This window comes from Cytobacillus solani, from assembly GCF_001420595.1.
Classification (GTDB): Bacteria; Bacillota; Bacilli; order Bacillales; family Cytobacillaceae; genus Cytobacillus; species Cytobacillus solani.
Map to the genome: position 1 here is coordinate 95,331 of NZ_LJIX01000003.1, position 15,225 is coordinate 110,555.

The following is a 15,225-nucleotide window of genomic DNA, read 5'->3' on the forward strand; positions in this document are numbered from 1 at the left end:
CGATGATGTGAAAGGTTGCTGACACACCCGGCCGCTTTGCCATGGCGAGTGTGTGGGAAATTTTCACTGAGAATGTCTATTTGAAAATAGGCGAAAAGGAGGGAAAATAATGGCAAAACAAAAAATTCGTATTCGTTTAAAAGCGTATGATCACAGAATCCTTGATCAATCTGCTGAAAAGATTGTTGAGACTGCAAAACGTTCTGGTGCGGCTGTTTCTGGTCCGATTCCACTACCGACTGAAAAGTCTATTTACACAATCCTTCGTGCGGTTCATAAGTATAAAGATTCTCGTGAGCAATTCGAAATGCGTACGCATAAACGTCTAATCGACATCATTAACCCAACACCACAAACAGTTGATTCGCTAATGCGTTTAGACTTACCATCTGGTGTAGATATCGAAATTAAACTTTAATGAATAAATTTAACTAACAATCTAGGAGGTGTGACTGATATGACCAAAGGAATCTTAGGAAGAAAGATTGGTATGACTCAAGTGTTTGCTGAAAACGGTGAACTTATCCCGGTAACAGTTGTTGAGGCAGCTTCTAACGTTGTTCTTCAAAAGAAATCAGTTGAAACTGATGGCTATGAAGCAATCCAAGTTGGATTTGAAGATAAACGTGAAAAGTTATCTAACAAACCTGAAAAAGGACATGTTGCAAAAGCTAACACTGCTCCTAAGCGCTTCGTTCGTGAATTACGTGGAGTGAATTTAGGAGATTATGAAGTTGGTCAAGAAGTCAAAGTTGATATTTTTGCAGCAGGTGAAACTGTTGATGTAACAGGAATCTCAAAGGGTAAAGGTTTCCAAGGTGCTATTAAGCGTCACGGACAATCTCGCGGACCAATGGCTCACGGTTCTCGTTACCACCGTCGCCCAGGTTCAATGGGTCCTGTAGCTCCAAACCGTGTATTCAAGGGTAAATTATTACCTGGACGTATGGGTGGAGATCAAGTAACTGTTCAAAACCTTGAAATTGTAAAAGTTGATGTTGAACGCAATCTTTTACTTATTAAAGGAAATGTACCAGGTGCTAAAAAAGCAATGCTAAAAATTAAAAGTGCGGTAAAAGCATAGTAATAAGTCGGAAAGGAGGAATAAAGAATGCCGAAAGTAGCATTATACAGCCAAGCTGGATCAAAGGTTGGAGAAATCGAACTTAATGAAACAGTATTTGGAATCGAGCCTAACAACCATGTATTATTTGAAGCAGTTGTTATGCAAAGAGCTTCTTTACGTCAAGGAACTCATAAAACTAAAATTCGTTCTGAAGTAGCAGGCGGTGGACGTAAGCCGTGGCGCCAAAAAGGAACAGGCCGTGCACGTCAAGGTTCTATCCGTTCTCCACAATGGCGCGGAGGTGGTACTGTATTTGGTCCTGTGCCACGCAGCTATAGCTACAAGCTTCCTAAAAAAGTTCGTCGCTTAGCTATTAAATCTGCATTATCTTCTAAAGTATTAGGTGAAAATGTATTAGTATTAGAAAACCTTGCTTTCGAAACTCCAAAAACAAAAGACTTTAAAGGTGTACTTAAAGGACTTTCTGTTGATACAAAAGCGTTAATCGTTACAGCTGACCTAGATGAAAATGTAGCACTATCTGCTCGTAACATCCCTGGTGTAACAGTTGTAACAGCTTCTGGAATCAATGTGTTGGATGTTTTAAATCATGATAAGTTAATCATGACGAAGGCAGCGGTTGAAAAAGTAGAGGAGGTGCTTGCATAATGGATGCACGCGATATCATTAAGCGCCCCGTAATCACTGAACGTTCTACTGATCTTATGGCTGAAAAGAAATATACGTTTGAGGTTGATGTTAAAGCCAATAAAACTCAAGTTAAGGATGCTGTTGAAGCAATCTTTGGCGTGAAAGTTGATAAGGTCAACATCATGAATTACAAAGGTAAATTCAAGCGTATGGGTAAATTCGGCGGCTACACAAACAAACGTCGTAAAGCAATTGTGAAATTAACAACTGATAGTCAAGAAATCGAGTTTTTCGAAGCTTAATACATTGACGAGAAAAGGAGGGAAACGAAATGGCGATTAAAAAGTATAAACCTACCACAAACGGTCGACGTAATATGACATCATCTGACTTTGCTGAAATTACTACAAGCACTCCAGAAAAGTCATTACTTGCTCCTTTACACCGTAAAGGCGGCCGTAACAACCAAGGTAAGTTAACAGTTCGTCATCAAGGTGGCGGTCATAAGCGTCAATACCGTTTAATCGATTTTAAACGTAACAAAGATGGCATTCCAGGACGCGTTGCTACAATCGAGTATGATCCAAACCGTTCAGCAAACATTGCATTAATTAACTACGTTGACGGAGAAAAGCGTTACATCCTTGCACCTAAGAATTTAGAAGTGGGCATGGAAGTAATGTCTGGACCGGAAGCAGATATTAAAGTGGGTAATGCACTACCACTTGCAAACATTCCAGTGGGTACAGTTATCCACAACATTGAATTAAAACCTGGTAAAGGTGGACAATTAGTACGTTCAGCAGGTACTTCTGCGCAGGTTCTTGGTAAAGAAGGCAAATACGTACTTGTTCGTTTGAACTCTGGTGAGGTTCGTATGATTCTTGCTACTTGCCGTGCAACTGTTGGTCAAGTGGGTAATGAACAACACGAACTTATCAACATTGGTAAAGCAGGACGTTCACGCTGGTTAGGTAAACGCCCAACTGTTCGTGGTTCTGTAATGAACCCTAACGATCACCCACACGGTGGTGGGGAAGGACGTTCACCAATCGGACGTAAATCACCAATGACTCCATGGGGTAAACCAACTCTTGGATACAAAACACGTAAGAAAAATAATAAATCAGATAAATTTATCGTGCGTCGCCGCAAAAAATAACGGGATTGAACTACGGTTCCAAAGTCGGACCGTAGAACAATCGCGAAGGGAGGTTCAATCATGGGTCGCAGCTTAAAAAAAGGACCTTTTGTTGATGAACATTTAATGACAAAGATCGAAAAGCTAAATGAAACTGAGGGCAAACAAGTTGTAAAAACTTGGTCTCGCCGTTCTACGATCTTCCCGCAATTCATCGGACACACAATTGCTGTTTACGATGGTCGTAAACATGTGCCTGTATACGTTACTGAAGACATGGTAGGCCACAAGCTTGGAGAATTTGCTCCAACTCGTGCATACAAAGGCCATGGCAATGATGATAAGAAAACAAGACGTTAATGAGAGGAGGGCATTCATATGCAAGCTAAAGCTGTTGCAAGAACAGTTCGTATTGCTCCTCGTAAAGCTCGTTTAGTCGTAGATTTAATTCGAGGTAAGCAAGTAGGTGAAGCAGTAGCGATTTTAAACTTAACGCCAAAAGCTGCTTCTCCAATCGTAGAGAAGGTTTTAAAATCTGCATTAGCCAACGCTGAGCACAACTACGAAATGGACGTTAATAATTTAGTAGTTACTCAAGCATTTGTTGACGAAGGACCAACATTAAAACGTTTCCGTCCTCGTGCACAAGGCCGTGCAAGCCAAATCAACAAACGTACTAGTCATATTACTATCGTTTTATCAGAAAAGAAGGAGGGGTAATCAGTGGGTCAAAAAGTAAATCCAGTCGGTTTGCGTATCGGAGTTATCCGTGATTGGGAATCTAAATGGTACGCAGGCAAAGACTATGCTGATCTTTTACACGAAGACCTTAAAGTACGTGAGTACATCACAAAGCGTCTAAATGATGCTTCTGTTTCTAAAGTGGAAATCGAACGTGCTGCAAATCGTCTTAATATCACTATTCACACTGCGAAGCCAGGTATGGTTATCGGTAAAGGTGGTACTGAGGTAGAAGCACTTCGTAAGGCGCTTAACTCACTTACTGGCAAACGTGTACACATCAATATTCTTGAAATCAAAAAAGCTGACATCGACGCGAAATTAGTAGCGGAAAACATTGCTCGTCAATTAGAAAACCGTGTTTCTTTCCGTCGTGCTCAAAAACAAACGATTCAACGTGCAATGCGTGCTGGTGCTAAAGGTATCAAAACAATGGTATCTGGCCGTTTAGGCGGTGCTGATATCGCACGTTCGGAAAGCTATAGCGAAGGAACAGTTCCACTTCATACTCTTCGTGCTGATATCGATTATGCTACAGCTGAAGCTGATACAACTTACGGTAAATTAGGCGTAAAAGTATGGATCTATCGTGGAGAGGTCCTTCCTACTAAGAAGAAAACTGGGGAAGGAGGCAAATAATATGTTATTGCCAAAGCGCGTAAAATATCGTCGTCAACATCGTGGAAAAATGCGCGGTCAAGCAAAGGGCGGTACTGAAGTAACATTTGGTGAATTCGGTCTACAAGCAACAGAAGCTTCTTGGATTACGAACCGTCAAATTGAATCAGCTCGTATTGCGATGACTCGTTACATGAAACGTGGCGGTAAAGTTTGGATTAAGATATTCCCGCATAAGCCATACACTGCGAAGCCTCTTGAAGTCCGAATGGGTTCCGGTAAGGGTGCTCCTGAAGGATGGGTAGCAGTTGTAAAACCTGGTAAAGTAATGTTTGAAATCGCAGGTGTTTCTGAAGAGATCGCTCGTGAAGCTTTACGTCTTGCAGCACACAAACTTCCTGTTAAGTGTAAGTTTGTAAAACGAGAAGAAATTGGTGGTGAATCAAATGAAAGCTAATGATATTCGTGACCTTACCACTGCCGAAATTGAACAAAAAGTCAAATCATTAAAAGAAGAGTTATTCAATCTTCGCTTTCAATTGGCGACAGGACAGCTTGAAAATACAGCTCGTATTCGTGAAGTACGTAAGTCGATTGCTCGTATGAAAACTGTTATTCGTGAAAGAGAAATTGGTTTTACTAAGTGATATTGAGAGGAGGTTCGCACAATGAGTGAACGCAACCAACGCAAAGTTTACACTGGGCGTGTTGTTTCAGATAAGATGGATAAGACCGTTACTGTCTTAGTTGAAACTTACAAAAAACACCCTTTATATGGTAAACGCGTTAAGTACTCTAAAAAATTCAAAGCTCATGATGAGCAAAATCTTGCAAAAACTGGCGATATCGTCCGTATTATGGAAACTCGTCCGCTTTCAGCTACAAAACGCTTCCGTCTTGTAGAAGTGGTAGAAAAAGCAGTTATTATCTAATTGTTCGGAAAAAGGCTTATTCCGAAGGGAGGTTACACTCATGATTCAACAAGAATCACGTTTGAAAGTTGCTGACAACTCTGGTGCTCGTGAAGTACTTACAATCAAAGTTCTTGGTGGCTCTGGCCGCAAAACAGCTAATATTGGTGATATTATCGTTTGTACAGTGAAACAAGCAACACCAGGTGGCGTTGTTAAAAAAGGTGATGTTGTTAAAGCAGTAGTTGTTCGTACAAAGAGCGGTGTACGCCGTAATGACGGTACTTACATTCGTTTTGATGAAAACGCATGTGTAATTATTCGTGATGACAAGGGCCCTCGTGGAACTCGTATCTTCGGACCAGTTGCTCGTGAACTACGTGACAACAACTTCATGAAAATTGTTTCTTTAGCTCCAGAAGTATTATAATACTAACTAAATTGCCTTTAAGGAGGTGCTTACTGATGCATGTGAAAAAAGGTGACAAAGTTATGATCATCTCTGGTAAAGATAAAGGCAAAACGGGCGTAATTCTTGCAGCGTTCCCTAAACAAGATCGAGTTCTTGTTGAAGGAGTAAACATTGTTAAGAAACACTCTAAGCCTTCTCAAGTGAATCCGCAGGGCGGAATCATTAACCAAGAGGCTCCTATTCATGTATCAAACGTTATGCCTGTAGACCCTAAGTCTGGTGAACCAACTCGTGTAGGCTATAAAACGGTTGATGGCAAAAAAGTACGTGTAGCAACAAAATCCGGTGAAGTTCTAGATAAATAGTTTAAAGAAGAAGGGAGGTACAATGAATGAACCGCCTAAAAGAAAAATATACAAAAGAAATTACTCCTGCTCTAATGAGCAAGTTTAACTATACATCAGTAATGCAAGTGCCTGTAATTGATAAAATCGTTATTAATATGGGTGTTGGTGATGCTGTTCAAAACTCAAAAGTACTTGATAATGCGGTGGAAGAATTAGCATTAATTACTGGACAAAAACCAGTAGTAACTCGTGCAAAAAACTCTATCGCTGGCTTCCGTCTACGTGAAGGTATGCCAATCGGTGCGAAAGTTACACTTCGTGGAGAGCGTATGTATGAGTTCTTCGACAAATTAATCTCTGTATCTCTTCCGCGTGTTCGTGACTTCCGTGGGATTTCTAAGAAGTCATTTGACGGCCGTGGAAACTATACTCTAGGTGTTAAAGAGCAATTAATCTTCCCTGAGATTGATTACGATAAAGTAAGCAAAGTTCGTGGTATGGATATCGTTATCGTAACTACAGCTAATACTGATGAAGAAGCTCGTGAACTTTTAACTCAATTCGGAATGCCATTCCAAAAGTAATCGCTAAATAGAGGGAGGCGAAAACGTGGCTAAAAAGTCAATGATTGCGAAACAAAAACGCACGCCTAAACATAAGGTACAAGAATACACACGTTGCGAACGTTGCGGACGTCCACATTCTGTATACCGTAAATTTAAGCTTTGTCGTATTTGTTTCCGTGAATTAGCATATAAAGGTCAAATTCCTGGCGTGAAAAAAGCTAGCTGGTAAAAACCCAAGTGTGGGAAGGAGGTAAAAACAATGGTCATGACAGATCCAATTGCAGACTTGCTTACTCGCATCCGTAATGCGAATATGGTTCGTCACGAAAAATTAGAAGTTCCTGCTTCTAATATTAAAAAAGAAGTTGCTGAAATCCTTAAGCGTGAAGGTTTCGTGCGTGATGTTGAGTTTATCGAAGACAATAAGCAAGGCATTATCCGCATTTTCTTAAAATACGGCTCAAACAACGAGCGTGTAATTACTGGTCTTAAACGTATCAGTAAACCAGGTCTTCGTGTATACGCAAAAGCTGACGAAGTACCACGTGTACTTAACGGCCTTGGAATCGCACTAGTTTCTACTTCTCAAGGAGTTCTTACAGATAAAGAAGCTCGCGCTAAACAAGTTGGCGGAGAAGTACTAGCATACGTTTGGTAAAAGAGTTTCTTAATGAATGGAGGTGCAATAAATGTCTCGTATAGGTAAAAAACCGATTGAAATTCCAACTGGCGTTACAATCACTAACGATAAAAACACAGTTACTGTAAAAGGACCAAAGGGTGAACTTACTCGTTCATTCCATCCTGATATGATGATTCAAGTAGAGGAGAACGTATTAACGGTTTCTCGTCCATCTGAATCAAAAGAACACCGTACAATCCATGGTACAACTCGTGCATTATTATCTAACATGGTTGAAGGTGTTTCTAAAGGCTTTGAAAAAGGTCTTGAGCTTATTGGTGTCGGTTACCGTGCTCAAAAACAAGGTAAGAAGCTTATCCTTAATGTTGGTTACTCTCATCCTGTTGAAATGGAACCTGAAGAAGGTATCGAAGTTGAAGTACCATCAAATACGAAGATTATCGTTAAAGGAATCAGCAAAGAACGTGTTGGTGCTTTAGCAGCTAATATTCGTGATGTTCGTCCTCCAGAGCCTTACAAAGGAAAAGGTATCCGTTATGAAGGCGAATATGTGCGTCGTAAAGAAGGTAAAACTGGTAAGTAATGCCGCATAAGTAAACGAAAGGAGTGACTTAAATGATTACGAAGGCTGACAAAAATGCAGTTCGTAAGAAAAGACATGGCCGTGTACGTGCTAAGCTTTCTGGAACTGAAGCTCGTCCTCGTTTAAATGTGTTCCGCTCTAATAAGCATATCTATGCTCAATTAGTTGATGATGTTAAGGGAGTTACTTTAGCAAGTGCTTCTACATTAGATAAAGAAATCAATCTAGAATCTACAGGCAACGTTGATGCAGCAGTTAAGGTCGGAGAATTAGTTGCAAAACGTGGAGTAGAAAAGGGTATTAAAACTATCGTTTTTGATCGCGGAGGATACCTTTATCATGGTCGTGTAAAAGCATTAGCTGACGCGGCTCGTGAAAATGGATTAGAATTTTAATAGATAAAGGAGGGACACAAAAAGATGCGTCGTATTGATCCAAACAAACTTGAACTTGAAGAACGCGTAGTTACAGTTAATCGTGTAGCGAAGGTTGTTAAAGGTGGACGTCGTTTCCGTTTCTCTGCTCTTGTAGTAGTGGGCGACAAAAACGGCCATGTCGGTTTTGGTACTGGTAAAGCACAAGAAGTACCTGAAGCAATTCGTAAAGCGATTGAAGATGCGAAGAAAAACTTAATCGAAGTACCAATGGTTGGAACATCCATTCCTCACCAAGTAATTGGAAACTTTGGTGCTGGTGAAGTTCTTTTAAAGCCTGCATATGAAGGTACTGGTGTTATTGCTGGTGGACCAGTTCGTGCGGTGCTTGAACTAGCTGGTGTTGGTGATATCCTTTCTAAATCTTTAGGAACAAACACACCAATCAACATGGTTCGTGCAACATTGGATGGTTTGCAACAATTAAAACGTGCTGAGGACGTAGCTAAATTACGTGGAAAATCAGTAGAAGAACTGTTAGGATAAGGAGGGAAATCAAATGGCGAATAAACTAGAAATTACCCTCACTCGCAGCGTGATTGGTCGTCCGCAAGACCAACGCGAAACAGTTAAAGCTCTTGGTTTACGCAAAATGCACCAAACAGTTGAGCATCAAGATAATCCTGCTATTCGCGGTATGATCAACAAAGTTGCTCACCTTGTTACGGTAAAAGAAAACTAAATTTCACTCTTCTACAAAATAAGGAGGTGCCAACATGAAACTTCATGAATTAAAGCCTGCAGAGGGTTCACGTCAAGAACGTAAGCGTAAGGGCCGAGGAATCGGTTCTGGTAACGGTAAAACTGCTGGTAAAGGTCATAAAGGTCAAAACGCTCGTTCAGGTGGCGGTGTTCGTCCTGGTTTTGAGGGTGGTCAAACACCTTTATTCAGACGTTTACCAAAACGTGGTTTTACGAATGTTAACCGTAAGGAATACGCAGTAGTGAACCTTGATGCACTAAACCGTTTTGAAGATGGAACTGAAGTAACACCAGTTCTTCTTGTCGAAACTGGGGTAGTAAGTAATGAAAAAGCAGGAATTAAAATTCTTGCTAAAGGCAAAGTTGAGAAAAAGCTTACAGTTAAAGCTCATAAATTCTCCTCTGCTGCGAAGGAAGCGATTGAAGCTGCCGGCGGTCAAACTGAGGTGATTTAATGTTTCAGACTATCTCCAATTTTATGCGCGTGGGTGATATAAGAAGAAAAATCATATACACCCTTTTAATGCTGGTCGTATTTCGCATCGGTACTTTCATACCAGTACCAGGTGTGAATGCCGGCCTTTTACAAGCCCAGGATGAATTAAATGCATTCGGTCTTTTAAATACTTTTGGCGGTGGTGCACTTCTTAACTTCTCGATACTTGCGATGGGAATTATGCCATATATTACGGCATCAATCATCATTCAGTTACTGCAAATGGACGTTGTGCCAAAGTTTACGGAATGGTCAAAGCAGGGAGAAGTTGGACGCCGTAAATTAGCTCAGTTTACCCGCTACTTTACTATCGTGCTTGGTTTCATCCAAGCTCTTGGTATGTCTTATGGTTTTAATAACCTTGCAAATGGTCAGTTGATTGAAAACCCTGGAATTGCTTCCTATCTTCTTATTGCAACTGTACTAACTGCTGGAACTGCATTTCTATTGTGGTTAGGGGAACAAATTACTGAAAAGGGCGTTGGAAATGGAATTTCCATTATCATTTTCGCTGGTATCGTAGCTGGTATACCGTCAATTATTAACCAGATCTATGCACAGAAGTTTGAAAATGCTGGAGAGCAAATTTTCCTTCAAATCGTTACTGTTGTATTAATTCTCCTTGCAGTTGTTGCTATTGTTGTTGGTACTATTTTCATCCAACAGGCATTAAGAAAGATTCCAATTCAGTACGCCAAGCGTGTAACAGCTGGGAGAAATCCAGTTGGTGGTCAAAACACTCACTTACCATTAAAAGTTAATGCAGCTGGGGTTATTCCAGTTATCTTTGCTATGTCATTCATCATTACGCCAAGAACTGTTGCCGGTTTCTTAGAGCAAAATGATGTCACTTTGTGGATTCAAAGAGTATTTGATTATACGACACCTGTCGGAATGATCATCTATAGTGCATTAATTATTGCTTTTACTTATTTCTATGCTTTCATTCAAGTGAATCCAGAACAAGTGGCTGATAACTTGAAGAAGCAGGGCGGTTACATTCCAGGCATTAGACCAGGGAAAAGTACGCAGGAATATTTGACTCGTGTTTTGTATCGTTTAACAATTGTAGGTGCTCTCTTCCTTACAGCCATCTCAATTTTGCCGATGTTCTTCATCAATATCGCAGGATTGCCAGATTCAGCTCAAATTGGAGGAACAGGCTTGCTCATCGTTGTTGGTGTTGCGCTAGATACGATGAAACAGCTTGAATCACAGCTTGTTAAACGTCATTATAAAGGGTTTATCAAATAATTTGGTTTTTAGGGGACATGAAAAGGTTCCCTATAAGCCAATTAGATTTAAGGGGGAATTCATATGAATTTAGTATTAATGGGGCTCCCCGGTGCCGGTAAAGGTACACAAGCCGAGAAGATTGTCGACAAGTATGGCATCCCTCATATTTCAACAGGTGATATGTTTCGTGCAGCCATTAAGGATGAAACGGAACTAGGCCTGAAAGCAAAATCTTTCATGGACAAAGGCGAGCTTGTTCCTGATGAAGTGACAATCGGTATTGTTCGTGAACGATTAAGCAAGGATGATTGTGAGAAGGGTTTCTTGCTTGATGGATTTCCAAGAACGGTTCCTCAAGCAGACGCACTTGAAAATATTCTTGCAGAATTGAATAAAAAAATTAATTTTGTCATTAATATTGATGTGGATCAAGATATTCTTATGGAGCGCTTGACTGGTCGCCGGATCTGTAAAGATTGTGGTGCCACGTATCATCTTGTATTTAATCCTCCAGCAAAAGTGGATGAATGTGATCGCTGTGGCGGGGAACTGTATCAGCGTGCGGATGATAATGAGGCTACGGTTAAGACTCGACTTGATGTGAATATCAAACAAACAAAGCCTTTGCTTGATTTTTATGAAGCAAAAGGGTATTTACGCAATATTGATGGCCAGCAGGATATCGATAAAGTATTTACTGATCTGGATCGTTTACTCGGGGGCTTGCATGAATGATTATTTGCAAAACGCCGCGTGAAATTGAGATCATGCGTGAGGCCGGCAAAATTGTAGCATTGACTCACCAAGAACTGAAAAAACATATTGCTCCTGGAATAACAACAAAAGAATTAGATCATATCGCTGATACATTTATTCGTAAAGCGAATGCAATTCCTTCGTTTAAAGGCTATAATGGCTTCTCTGGCAGCATTTGTACTTCAGTAAATAATGAACTTGTTCATGGCATACCTGGTAGTCGGGTGTTGAGAGACGGCGACATTATCAGTGTAGATATTGGTGCTAAATATAACGGTTATCATGGTGACTCTGCTTGGACTTATCCTGTAGGTACAATTGATGATGAAACGAGGCGTCTTCTTGACGTCACAGAAGAGTCATTGTTTATTGGCCTTAAGGAAGCAAAGCCAGGTGAGCGTCTATCGAACATCTCACATGCTATTCAAACATATGCGGAACAGAATGGTTTTTCCATTGTACGCGAGTATGTTGGTCATGGAGTAGGACAGAACTTACATGAGGACCCGCAAATTCCTCATTATGGTCCCCCAAACAAAGGTCCACGACTAAAACCGGGTATGGTACTTGCTGTTGAACCAATGGTGAATGCAGGAAGCCGATATGTGAAAACATTGACTGACAACTGGACAGTCGTAACAATTGACGGGAAAATGTGTGCTCATTTTGAACATACGATTACCATTACTGAAAATGGGTATGAGATACTTACAATTGTGTAATTGTTTGTATTTAAATATATCATTTCAATTTTGTTCCGTTTCTGTGCTATAATCATAAGGTTGTTAGTTTCAAATATATTTCTCGAAAAATCCGGCGTGTAATGATGGAAAACAAGCTTTGCTTTTGCAAAGATAAATGAGTTCGTATTTGAATAAAGAAAGGAGACTGTTTGATGGCGAAAGACGATGTAATTGAAATTGAAGGCACAGTGGTTGATACTTTGCCAAATGCCATGTTTAAAGTAGAATTAGAAAATGGTCATACGGTGTTGGCTCATGTTTCTGGTAAGATCCGCATGCATTTTATTCGTATTTTACCAGGAGATAAAGTTACTGTGGAGCTATCTCCATATGATTTAACTCGCGGAAGAATCACTTATCGTTTTAAATAACCATTGCACTCCGTACTATTAAGGAGGTTAGGATAATGAAAGTAAGACCATCTGTTAAACCGATCTGCGAAAAGTGCAAAGTTATCCGCAGACGTGGAAAAGTTATGGTTATCTGTGAAAACCCTAAACATAAACAAAAACAAGGTTAATAACAAGGAGGTGCGCTAATTTATGGCACGTATTGCTGGTGTAGATATTCCACGTGAAAAACGTGTAGTAATCTCATTAACTTACATCTATGGGATTGGTAAAAATACTGCTCAGAAAGTATTAGCAGAAGCTGGTGTTTCTGAAGACACTCGTGTTCGTGATTTAACAGAAGATGAGTTAAATAAAATCCGTGAAGTCATCGATAAGCTAAAGGTTGAAGGTGACCTTCGTCGTGAGGTTTCACTTAACATTAAGCGTTTAATGGAGATCGGAAGCTATCGTGGTCTACGTCATCGCCGTGGTTTACCGGTTCGCGGACAAAACACTAAAAATAACGCTCGCACACGCAAAGGTCCTCGTAAGACTGTAGCGAACAAGAAGAAATAATCGGTAAAGGAGGTACTTTAAATGGCACGCAAAACTAATACACGTAAACGTCGTGTGAAAAAGAATATTGAACAAGGTGTTGCACACATTCGTTCTACTTTTAATAACACAATTGTAACTATTACTGACGCTCATGGGAATGCACTTTCTTGGTCAAGTGCTGGTGCGCTAGGATTTAAAGGTTCACGTAAATCTACTCCTTTCGCAGCTCAAATGGCAGCAGAAACTGCAGCGAAGTCATCTATGGAACACGGAATGAAATCTCTTGAAGTAACTGTTAAGGGACCTGGTGCAGGACGTGAAGCGGCTATTCGTGCGCTACAAGCTGCTGGTCTTGAAGTAACTGCTATCAGAGACGTGACTCCAGTTCCACATAACGGATGTCGCCCACCAAAACGCCGCCGTGTTTAATTTTTCTGTATAGAATTTGTATCCTTGTCTATAATGGGATATGATGTAAATGTTTTATGTTTATACAGGATAATTATTCCAGTTGTTGTGCACAAAACGGGAACGTATACATGGGGGAATTTCGGTTAGTATGCTAACCGGGGTTTCGACGTTTTGAAGGAGGGTATATTTTCATGATCGAAATAGAAAAACCAAAAATCGAAACGGTTGAGATCAGCGATGATGCCAAGTACGGGAAGTTCGTCGTAGAGCCGCTTGAGCGTGGATATGGTACTACTTTGGGTAACTCCTTACGTCGTATCCTTTTATCCTCACTCCCAGGTGCCGCAGTCACATCGATTCAAATTGATGGGGTACTTCATGAGTTCTCAACAATTGAAGGCGTCGTAGAAGATGTAACATCTATCATTTTAAACATTAAGAAACTTGCACTAAAAATTTACTCTGATGAAGAGAAAACTCTTGAAATTGATGTAAAAGGTGAAGGCGTTGTTCATGCTGCTGACATTACCCATGATAGTGATGTAGAAATCCTTAATTCTGATTTACACATTGCGACTTTAGGTGCTAATGGTCATTTACGCATGCGTCTAACTGCAAGAAGAGGCCGTGGATATACGCCAGCTGTTCAGAACAAAAGAGAAGATCAGCCGATTGGTGTTATTCCTATCGATTCTATTTACACACCAGTTTCACGTGTGTCTTATCAGGTTGAAAATACACGTGTAGGACAAATGACTAACTATGATAAGTTAACATTCGATGTTTGGACTGATGGAAGTACAGGTCCACAAGATGCTGTTGCACTTGGTGCGAAAGTCTTAACTGAGCATTTGAATATTTTCGTTGGATTAACTGATGAAGCTCAAAATGCTGAAATCATGGTTGAAAAAGAAGAAGATCAAAAAGAAAAAGTACTTGAGATGACCATTGAAGAACTAGATCTTTCTGTTCGTTCATATAACTGTTTAAAACGTGCTGGTATCAATACCGTTCAAGAATTAGCTAATAAGACGGAAGAAGATATGATGAAGGTACGTAACTTAGGCAGAAAGTCTCTTGAGGAAGTTAAACACAAACTAGAAGAGCTTGGATTAGGCTTACGTAAAGATGATTGATTAGTTAACGTTTGTTAACCTGTCATAATTCTTGTAGCTTATCGGCTTAAGAATGACTTCAACAAAGGAGGGAAACTTTCATGGGATACAGAAAGTTAGGACGTACTAGCTCTCAACGTAAAGCTATGCTACGTGACTTAGCAACAGATTTAATCATCAATGAGCGTATTGAAACAACTGAAGCTCGTGCGAAAGAACTTCGTTCAGTTGTTGAAAAAATGATCACTCTTGGAAAACGTGGCGATTTGCATGCTCGTCGTCAAGCAGCTGCATTCGTACGTAATGAGGTAGCTAACGCTGAAACAAAGCAAGATGCAGTTCAAAAATTATTCAGCGATATCGCTTCTCGTTATGAAGAACGTCAAGGTGGATATACTCGTATTATGAAACTTGGACCTCGTCGCGGTGACGGTGCACCAATGGTAATTATCGAGTTAGTTTAATTTCTATTCGGATGAAGGGCAGGACAGTTTGTTCTTTGCCCTTTTTCTGTAATAGAACAAACTTCTGTAAGGAAGTAGCCAAAGTGAGTGTTACGATGGGCATGATTCGTTCATACACAAATTACAGGTGTATGATTTATGCATATGCATAAGCTTTCTAAGATCATGTCGCGTCTAGCTCTTCTTGCACCTTTCCGATTTATATTTGTCTTAGCGCTAAGCAGGTGGAGGCCTGTTTTTCGGGAAGGTGCGGGCTTTTTTAAATAGGATACTGTTGAATGGGCTTAAATAGGGACAGT

General features: G+C 40.3%; 30 protein-coding genes. All 30 read left to right on the forward strand.

Annotated elements, in window-relative coordinates; translation table 11 throughout:
* The first annotated feature begins 109 nt into the window (after nucleotides 1–109).
* The 30 genes from rpsJ to rplQ all read left to right on the forward strand — a co-directional run bounded on the left by rpsJ (nucleotide 110) and on the right by rplQ (nucleotide 14,926).
* The gene (rpsJ, locus tag AN957_RS00460; RefSeq protein ID WP_009791329.1) at nucleotides 110–418 is read left to right on the forward strand and encodes a 30S ribosomal protein S10; all 309 of its coding nucleotides are present in this window, start codon (nucleotides 110–112) and stop codon (nucleotides 416–418) included.
* Between the two features lie 39 nt (nucleotides 419–457).
* Nucleotides 458–1,084: a 50S ribosomal protein L3 gene (gene rplC, locus AN957_RS00465; RefSeq protein WP_053478265.1), complete on the forward strand. Its 627-nt coding sequence runs from the start codon at nucleotides 458–460 to the stop codon at nucleotides 1,082–1,084.
* Nucleotides 1,085–1,111: 27 nt separating this feature from the next.
* A complete protein-coding gene (gene rplD / locus AN957_RS00470) occupies nucleotides 1,112–1,735 on the forward strand; it encodes a 50S ribosomal protein L4 (protein WP_053478264.1) in 624 nt (207 codons plus the stop codon).
* Nucleotides 1,735–2,019 carry a 50S ribosomal protein L23 gene (rplW, locus tag AN957_RS00475; protein ID WP_053478263.1) on the forward strand — a complete coding sequence of 95 codons (285 nt, stop codon included), beginning with the start codon at nucleotides 1,735–1,737 and terminating at the stop codon, nucleotides 2,017–2,019. The genes rplD and rplW overlap by 1 nt, the downstream gene beginning before the upstream one ends.
* A gap of 29 nt (nucleotides 2,020–2,048) precedes the next feature.
* Nucleotides 2,049–2,879 carry a 50S ribosomal protein L2 gene (rplB, locus tag AN957_RS00480; RefSeq protein WP_053478262.1) on the forward strand — a complete coding sequence of 277 codons (831 nt, stop codon included), beginning with the start codon at nucleotides 2,049–2,051 and terminating at the stop codon, nucleotides 2,877–2,879.
* 60 nt (nucleotides 2,880–2,939) lie between these two features.
* Nucleotides 2,940–3,218 (forward strand): 30S ribosomal protein S19, encoded by a 279-nt coding sequence (gene rpsS, locus AN957_RS00485; protein WP_049635903.1) that lies wholly within the window; start codon nucleotides 2,940–2,942, stop codon nucleotides 3,216–3,218.
* 18 nt (nucleotides 3,219–3,236) lie between these two features.
* Nucleotides 3,237–3,578, forward strand: coding sequence for a 50S ribosomal protein L22 (gene rplV / locus AN957_RS00490; protein ID WP_053478261.1), 342 nt, complete (start codon nucleotides 3,237–3,239; stop codon nucleotides 3,576–3,578).
* 3 nt (nucleotides 3,579–3,581) lie between these two features.
* The gene (gene rpsC, locus AN957_RS00495; RefSeq protein WP_053478260.1) at nucleotides 3,582–4,238 is read left to right on the forward strand and encodes a 30S ribosomal protein S3; all 657 of its coding nucleotides are present in this window, start codon (nucleotides 3,582–3,584) and stop codon (nucleotides 4,236–4,238) included.
* A gap of 1 nt (nucleotide 4,239) precedes the next feature.
* Complete coding sequence (rplP, locus tag AN957_RS00500) at nucleotides 4,240–4,674, forward strand: 50S ribosomal protein L16 (protein WP_053478259.1); 435 nt, start codon at nucleotides 4,240–4,242, stop codon at nucleotides 4,672–4,674.
* Complete coding sequence (gene rpmC, locus AN957_RS00505) at nucleotides 4,664–4,864, forward strand: 50S ribosomal protein L29 (RefSeq protein WP_053478258.1); 201 nt, start codon at nucleotides 4,664–4,666, stop codon at nucleotides 4,862–4,864. The genes rplP and rpmC overlap by 11 nt, the downstream gene beginning before the upstream one ends.
* A gap of 21 nt (nucleotides 4,865–4,885) precedes the next feature.
* Nucleotides 4,886–5,149: a 30S ribosomal protein S17 gene (gene rpsQ, locus AN957_RS00510; RefSeq protein ID WP_053478257.1), complete on the forward strand. Its 264-nt coding sequence runs from the start codon at nucleotides 4,886–4,888 to the stop codon at nucleotides 5,147–5,149.
* 40 nt (nucleotides 5,150–5,189) lie between these two features.
* Nucleotides 5,190–5,558 (forward strand): 50S ribosomal protein L14, encoded by a 369-nt coding sequence (rplN, locus tag AN957_RS00515; protein ID WP_053478256.1) that lies wholly within the window; start codon nucleotides 5,190–5,192, stop codon nucleotides 5,556–5,558.
* A gap of 35 nt (nucleotides 5,559–5,593) precedes the next feature.
* Nucleotides 5,594–5,905, forward strand: a complete 312-nt coding sequence (gene rplX / locus AN957_RS00520) for a 50S ribosomal protein L24 (protein ID WP_053478255.1) — start codon at nucleotides 5,594–5,596, stop codon at nucleotides 5,903–5,905.
* Nucleotides 5,906–5,931: 26 nt separating this feature from the next.
* Complete coding sequence (gene rplE, locus AN957_RS00525; protein WP_053478254.1) at nucleotides 5,932–6,471, forward strand: 50S ribosomal protein L5; 540 nt, start codon at nucleotides 5,932–5,934, stop codon at nucleotides 6,469–6,471.
* Between the two features lie 25 nt (nucleotides 6,472–6,496).
* Entirely contained in the window at nucleotides 6,497–6,682 is a 186-nt protein-coding gene (gene rpsN, locus AN957_RS00530) for a 30S ribosomal protein S14 (protein ID WP_009336593.1), read from the forward strand.
* Between the two features lie 30 nt (nucleotides 6,683–6,712).
* A complete protein-coding gene (rpsH, locus tag AN957_RS00535; protein ID WP_053478253.1) occupies nucleotides 6,713–7,111 on the forward strand; it encodes a 30S ribosomal protein S8 in 399 nt (132 codons plus the stop codon).
* A 31-nt stretch (nucleotides 7,112–7,142) separates the two neighbouring features.
* Nucleotides 7,143–7,679, forward strand: coding sequence for a 50S ribosomal protein L6 (gene rplF, locus AN957_RS00540; protein ID WP_053478252.1), 537 nt, complete (start codon nucleotides 7,143–7,145; stop codon nucleotides 7,677–7,679).
* Between the two features lie 32 nt (nucleotides 7,680–7,711).
* On the forward strand, nucleotides 7,712–8,074 hold the full coding sequence (gene rplR / locus AN957_RS00545; RefSeq protein ID WP_053478251.1) for a 50S ribosomal protein L18: 363 nt from the start codon (nucleotides 7,712–7,714) through the stop codon (nucleotides 8,072–8,074).
* A 24-nt stretch (nucleotides 8,075–8,098) separates the two neighbouring features.
* Nucleotides 8,099–8,599 carry a 30S ribosomal protein S5 gene (gene rpsE, locus AN957_RS00550; protein ID WP_053478250.1) on the forward strand — a complete coding sequence of 167 codons (501 nt, stop codon included), beginning with the start codon at nucleotides 8,099–8,101 and terminating at the stop codon, nucleotides 8,597–8,599.
* A gap of 13 nt (nucleotides 8,600–8,612) precedes the next feature.
* The gene (rpmD, locus tag AN957_RS00555) at nucleotides 8,613–8,795 is read left to right on the forward strand and encodes a 50S ribosomal protein L30 (RefSeq protein WP_053478249.1); all 183 of its coding nucleotides are present in this window, start codon (nucleotides 8,613–8,615) and stop codon (nucleotides 8,793–8,795) included.
* Between the two features lie 34 nt (nucleotides 8,796–8,829).
* Nucleotides 8,830–9,270 carry a 50S ribosomal protein L15 gene (gene rplO / locus AN957_RS00560; RefSeq protein ID WP_053478248.1) on the forward strand — a complete coding sequence of 147 codons (441 nt, stop codon included), beginning with the start codon at nucleotides 8,830–8,832 and terminating at the stop codon, nucleotides 9,268–9,270.
* The gene (gene secY / locus AN957_RS00565) at nucleotides 9,270–10,565 is read left to right on the forward strand and encodes a preprotein translocase subunit SecY (protein ID WP_053478247.1); all 1,296 of its coding nucleotides are present in this window, start codon (nucleotides 9,270–9,272) and stop codon (nucleotides 10,563–10,565) included. Before rplO ends, secY begins: the two co-directional genes overlap by 1 nt.
* A gap of 63 nt (nucleotides 10,566–10,628) precedes the next feature.
* Nucleotides 10,629–11,282 carry an adenylate kinase gene (locus tag AN957_RS00570; protein WP_053478246.1) on the forward strand — a complete coding sequence of 218 codons (654 nt, stop codon included), beginning with the start codon at nucleotides 10,629–10,631 and terminating at the stop codon, nucleotides 11,280–11,282.
* Entirely contained in the window at nucleotides 11,279–12,025 is a 747-nt protein-coding gene (map, locus tag AN957_RS00575) for a type I methionyl aminopeptidase (RefSeq protein WP_053478245.1), read from the forward strand. The genes AN957_RS00570 and map overlap by 4 nt, the downstream gene beginning before the upstream one ends.
* 173 nt (nucleotides 12,026–12,198) lie before the next feature.
* On the forward strand, nucleotides 12,199–12,417 hold the full coding sequence (infA, locus tag AN957_RS00580; RefSeq protein ID WP_009336604.1) for a translation initiation factor IF-1: 219 nt from the start codon (nucleotides 12,199–12,201) through the stop codon (nucleotides 12,415–12,417).
* A 35-nt stretch (nucleotides 12,418–12,452) separates the two neighbouring features.
* Nucleotides 12,453–12,566, forward strand: coding sequence for a 50S ribosomal protein L36 (gene rpmJ / locus AN957_RS00585; RefSeq protein WP_000868344.1), 114 nt, complete (start codon nucleotides 12,453–12,455; stop codon nucleotides 12,564–12,566).
* A gap of 22 nt (nucleotides 12,567–12,588) precedes the next feature.
* Nucleotides 12,589–12,954, forward strand: coding sequence for a 30S ribosomal protein S13 (gene rpsM / locus AN957_RS00590; protein WP_053478244.1), 366 nt, complete (start codon nucleotides 12,589–12,591; stop codon nucleotides 12,952–12,954).
* A 21-nt stretch (nucleotides 12,955–12,975) separates the two neighbouring features.
* Nucleotides 12,976–13,365 carry a 30S ribosomal protein S11 gene (gene rpsK, locus AN957_RS00595; protein ID WP_053478243.1) on the forward strand — a complete coding sequence of 130 codons (390 nt, stop codon included), beginning with the start codon at nucleotides 12,976–12,978 and terminating at the stop codon, nucleotides 13,363–13,365.
* A 173-nt stretch (nucleotides 13,366–13,538) separates the two neighbouring features.
* A complete protein-coding gene (locus AN957_RS00600) occupies nucleotides 13,539–14,483 on the forward strand; it encodes a DNA-directed RNA polymerase subunit alpha (protein ID WP_053478242.1) in 945 nt (314 codons plus the stop codon).
* Between the two features lie 80 nt (nucleotides 14,484–14,563).
* On the forward strand, nucleotides 14,564–14,926 hold the full coding sequence (gene rplQ / locus AN957_RS00605) for a 50S ribosomal protein L17 (protein ID WP_053478241.1): 363 nt from the start codon (nucleotides 14,564–14,566) through the stop codon (nucleotides 14,924–14,926).
* Nucleotides 14,927–15,225: the final 299 nt, after the last annotated feature.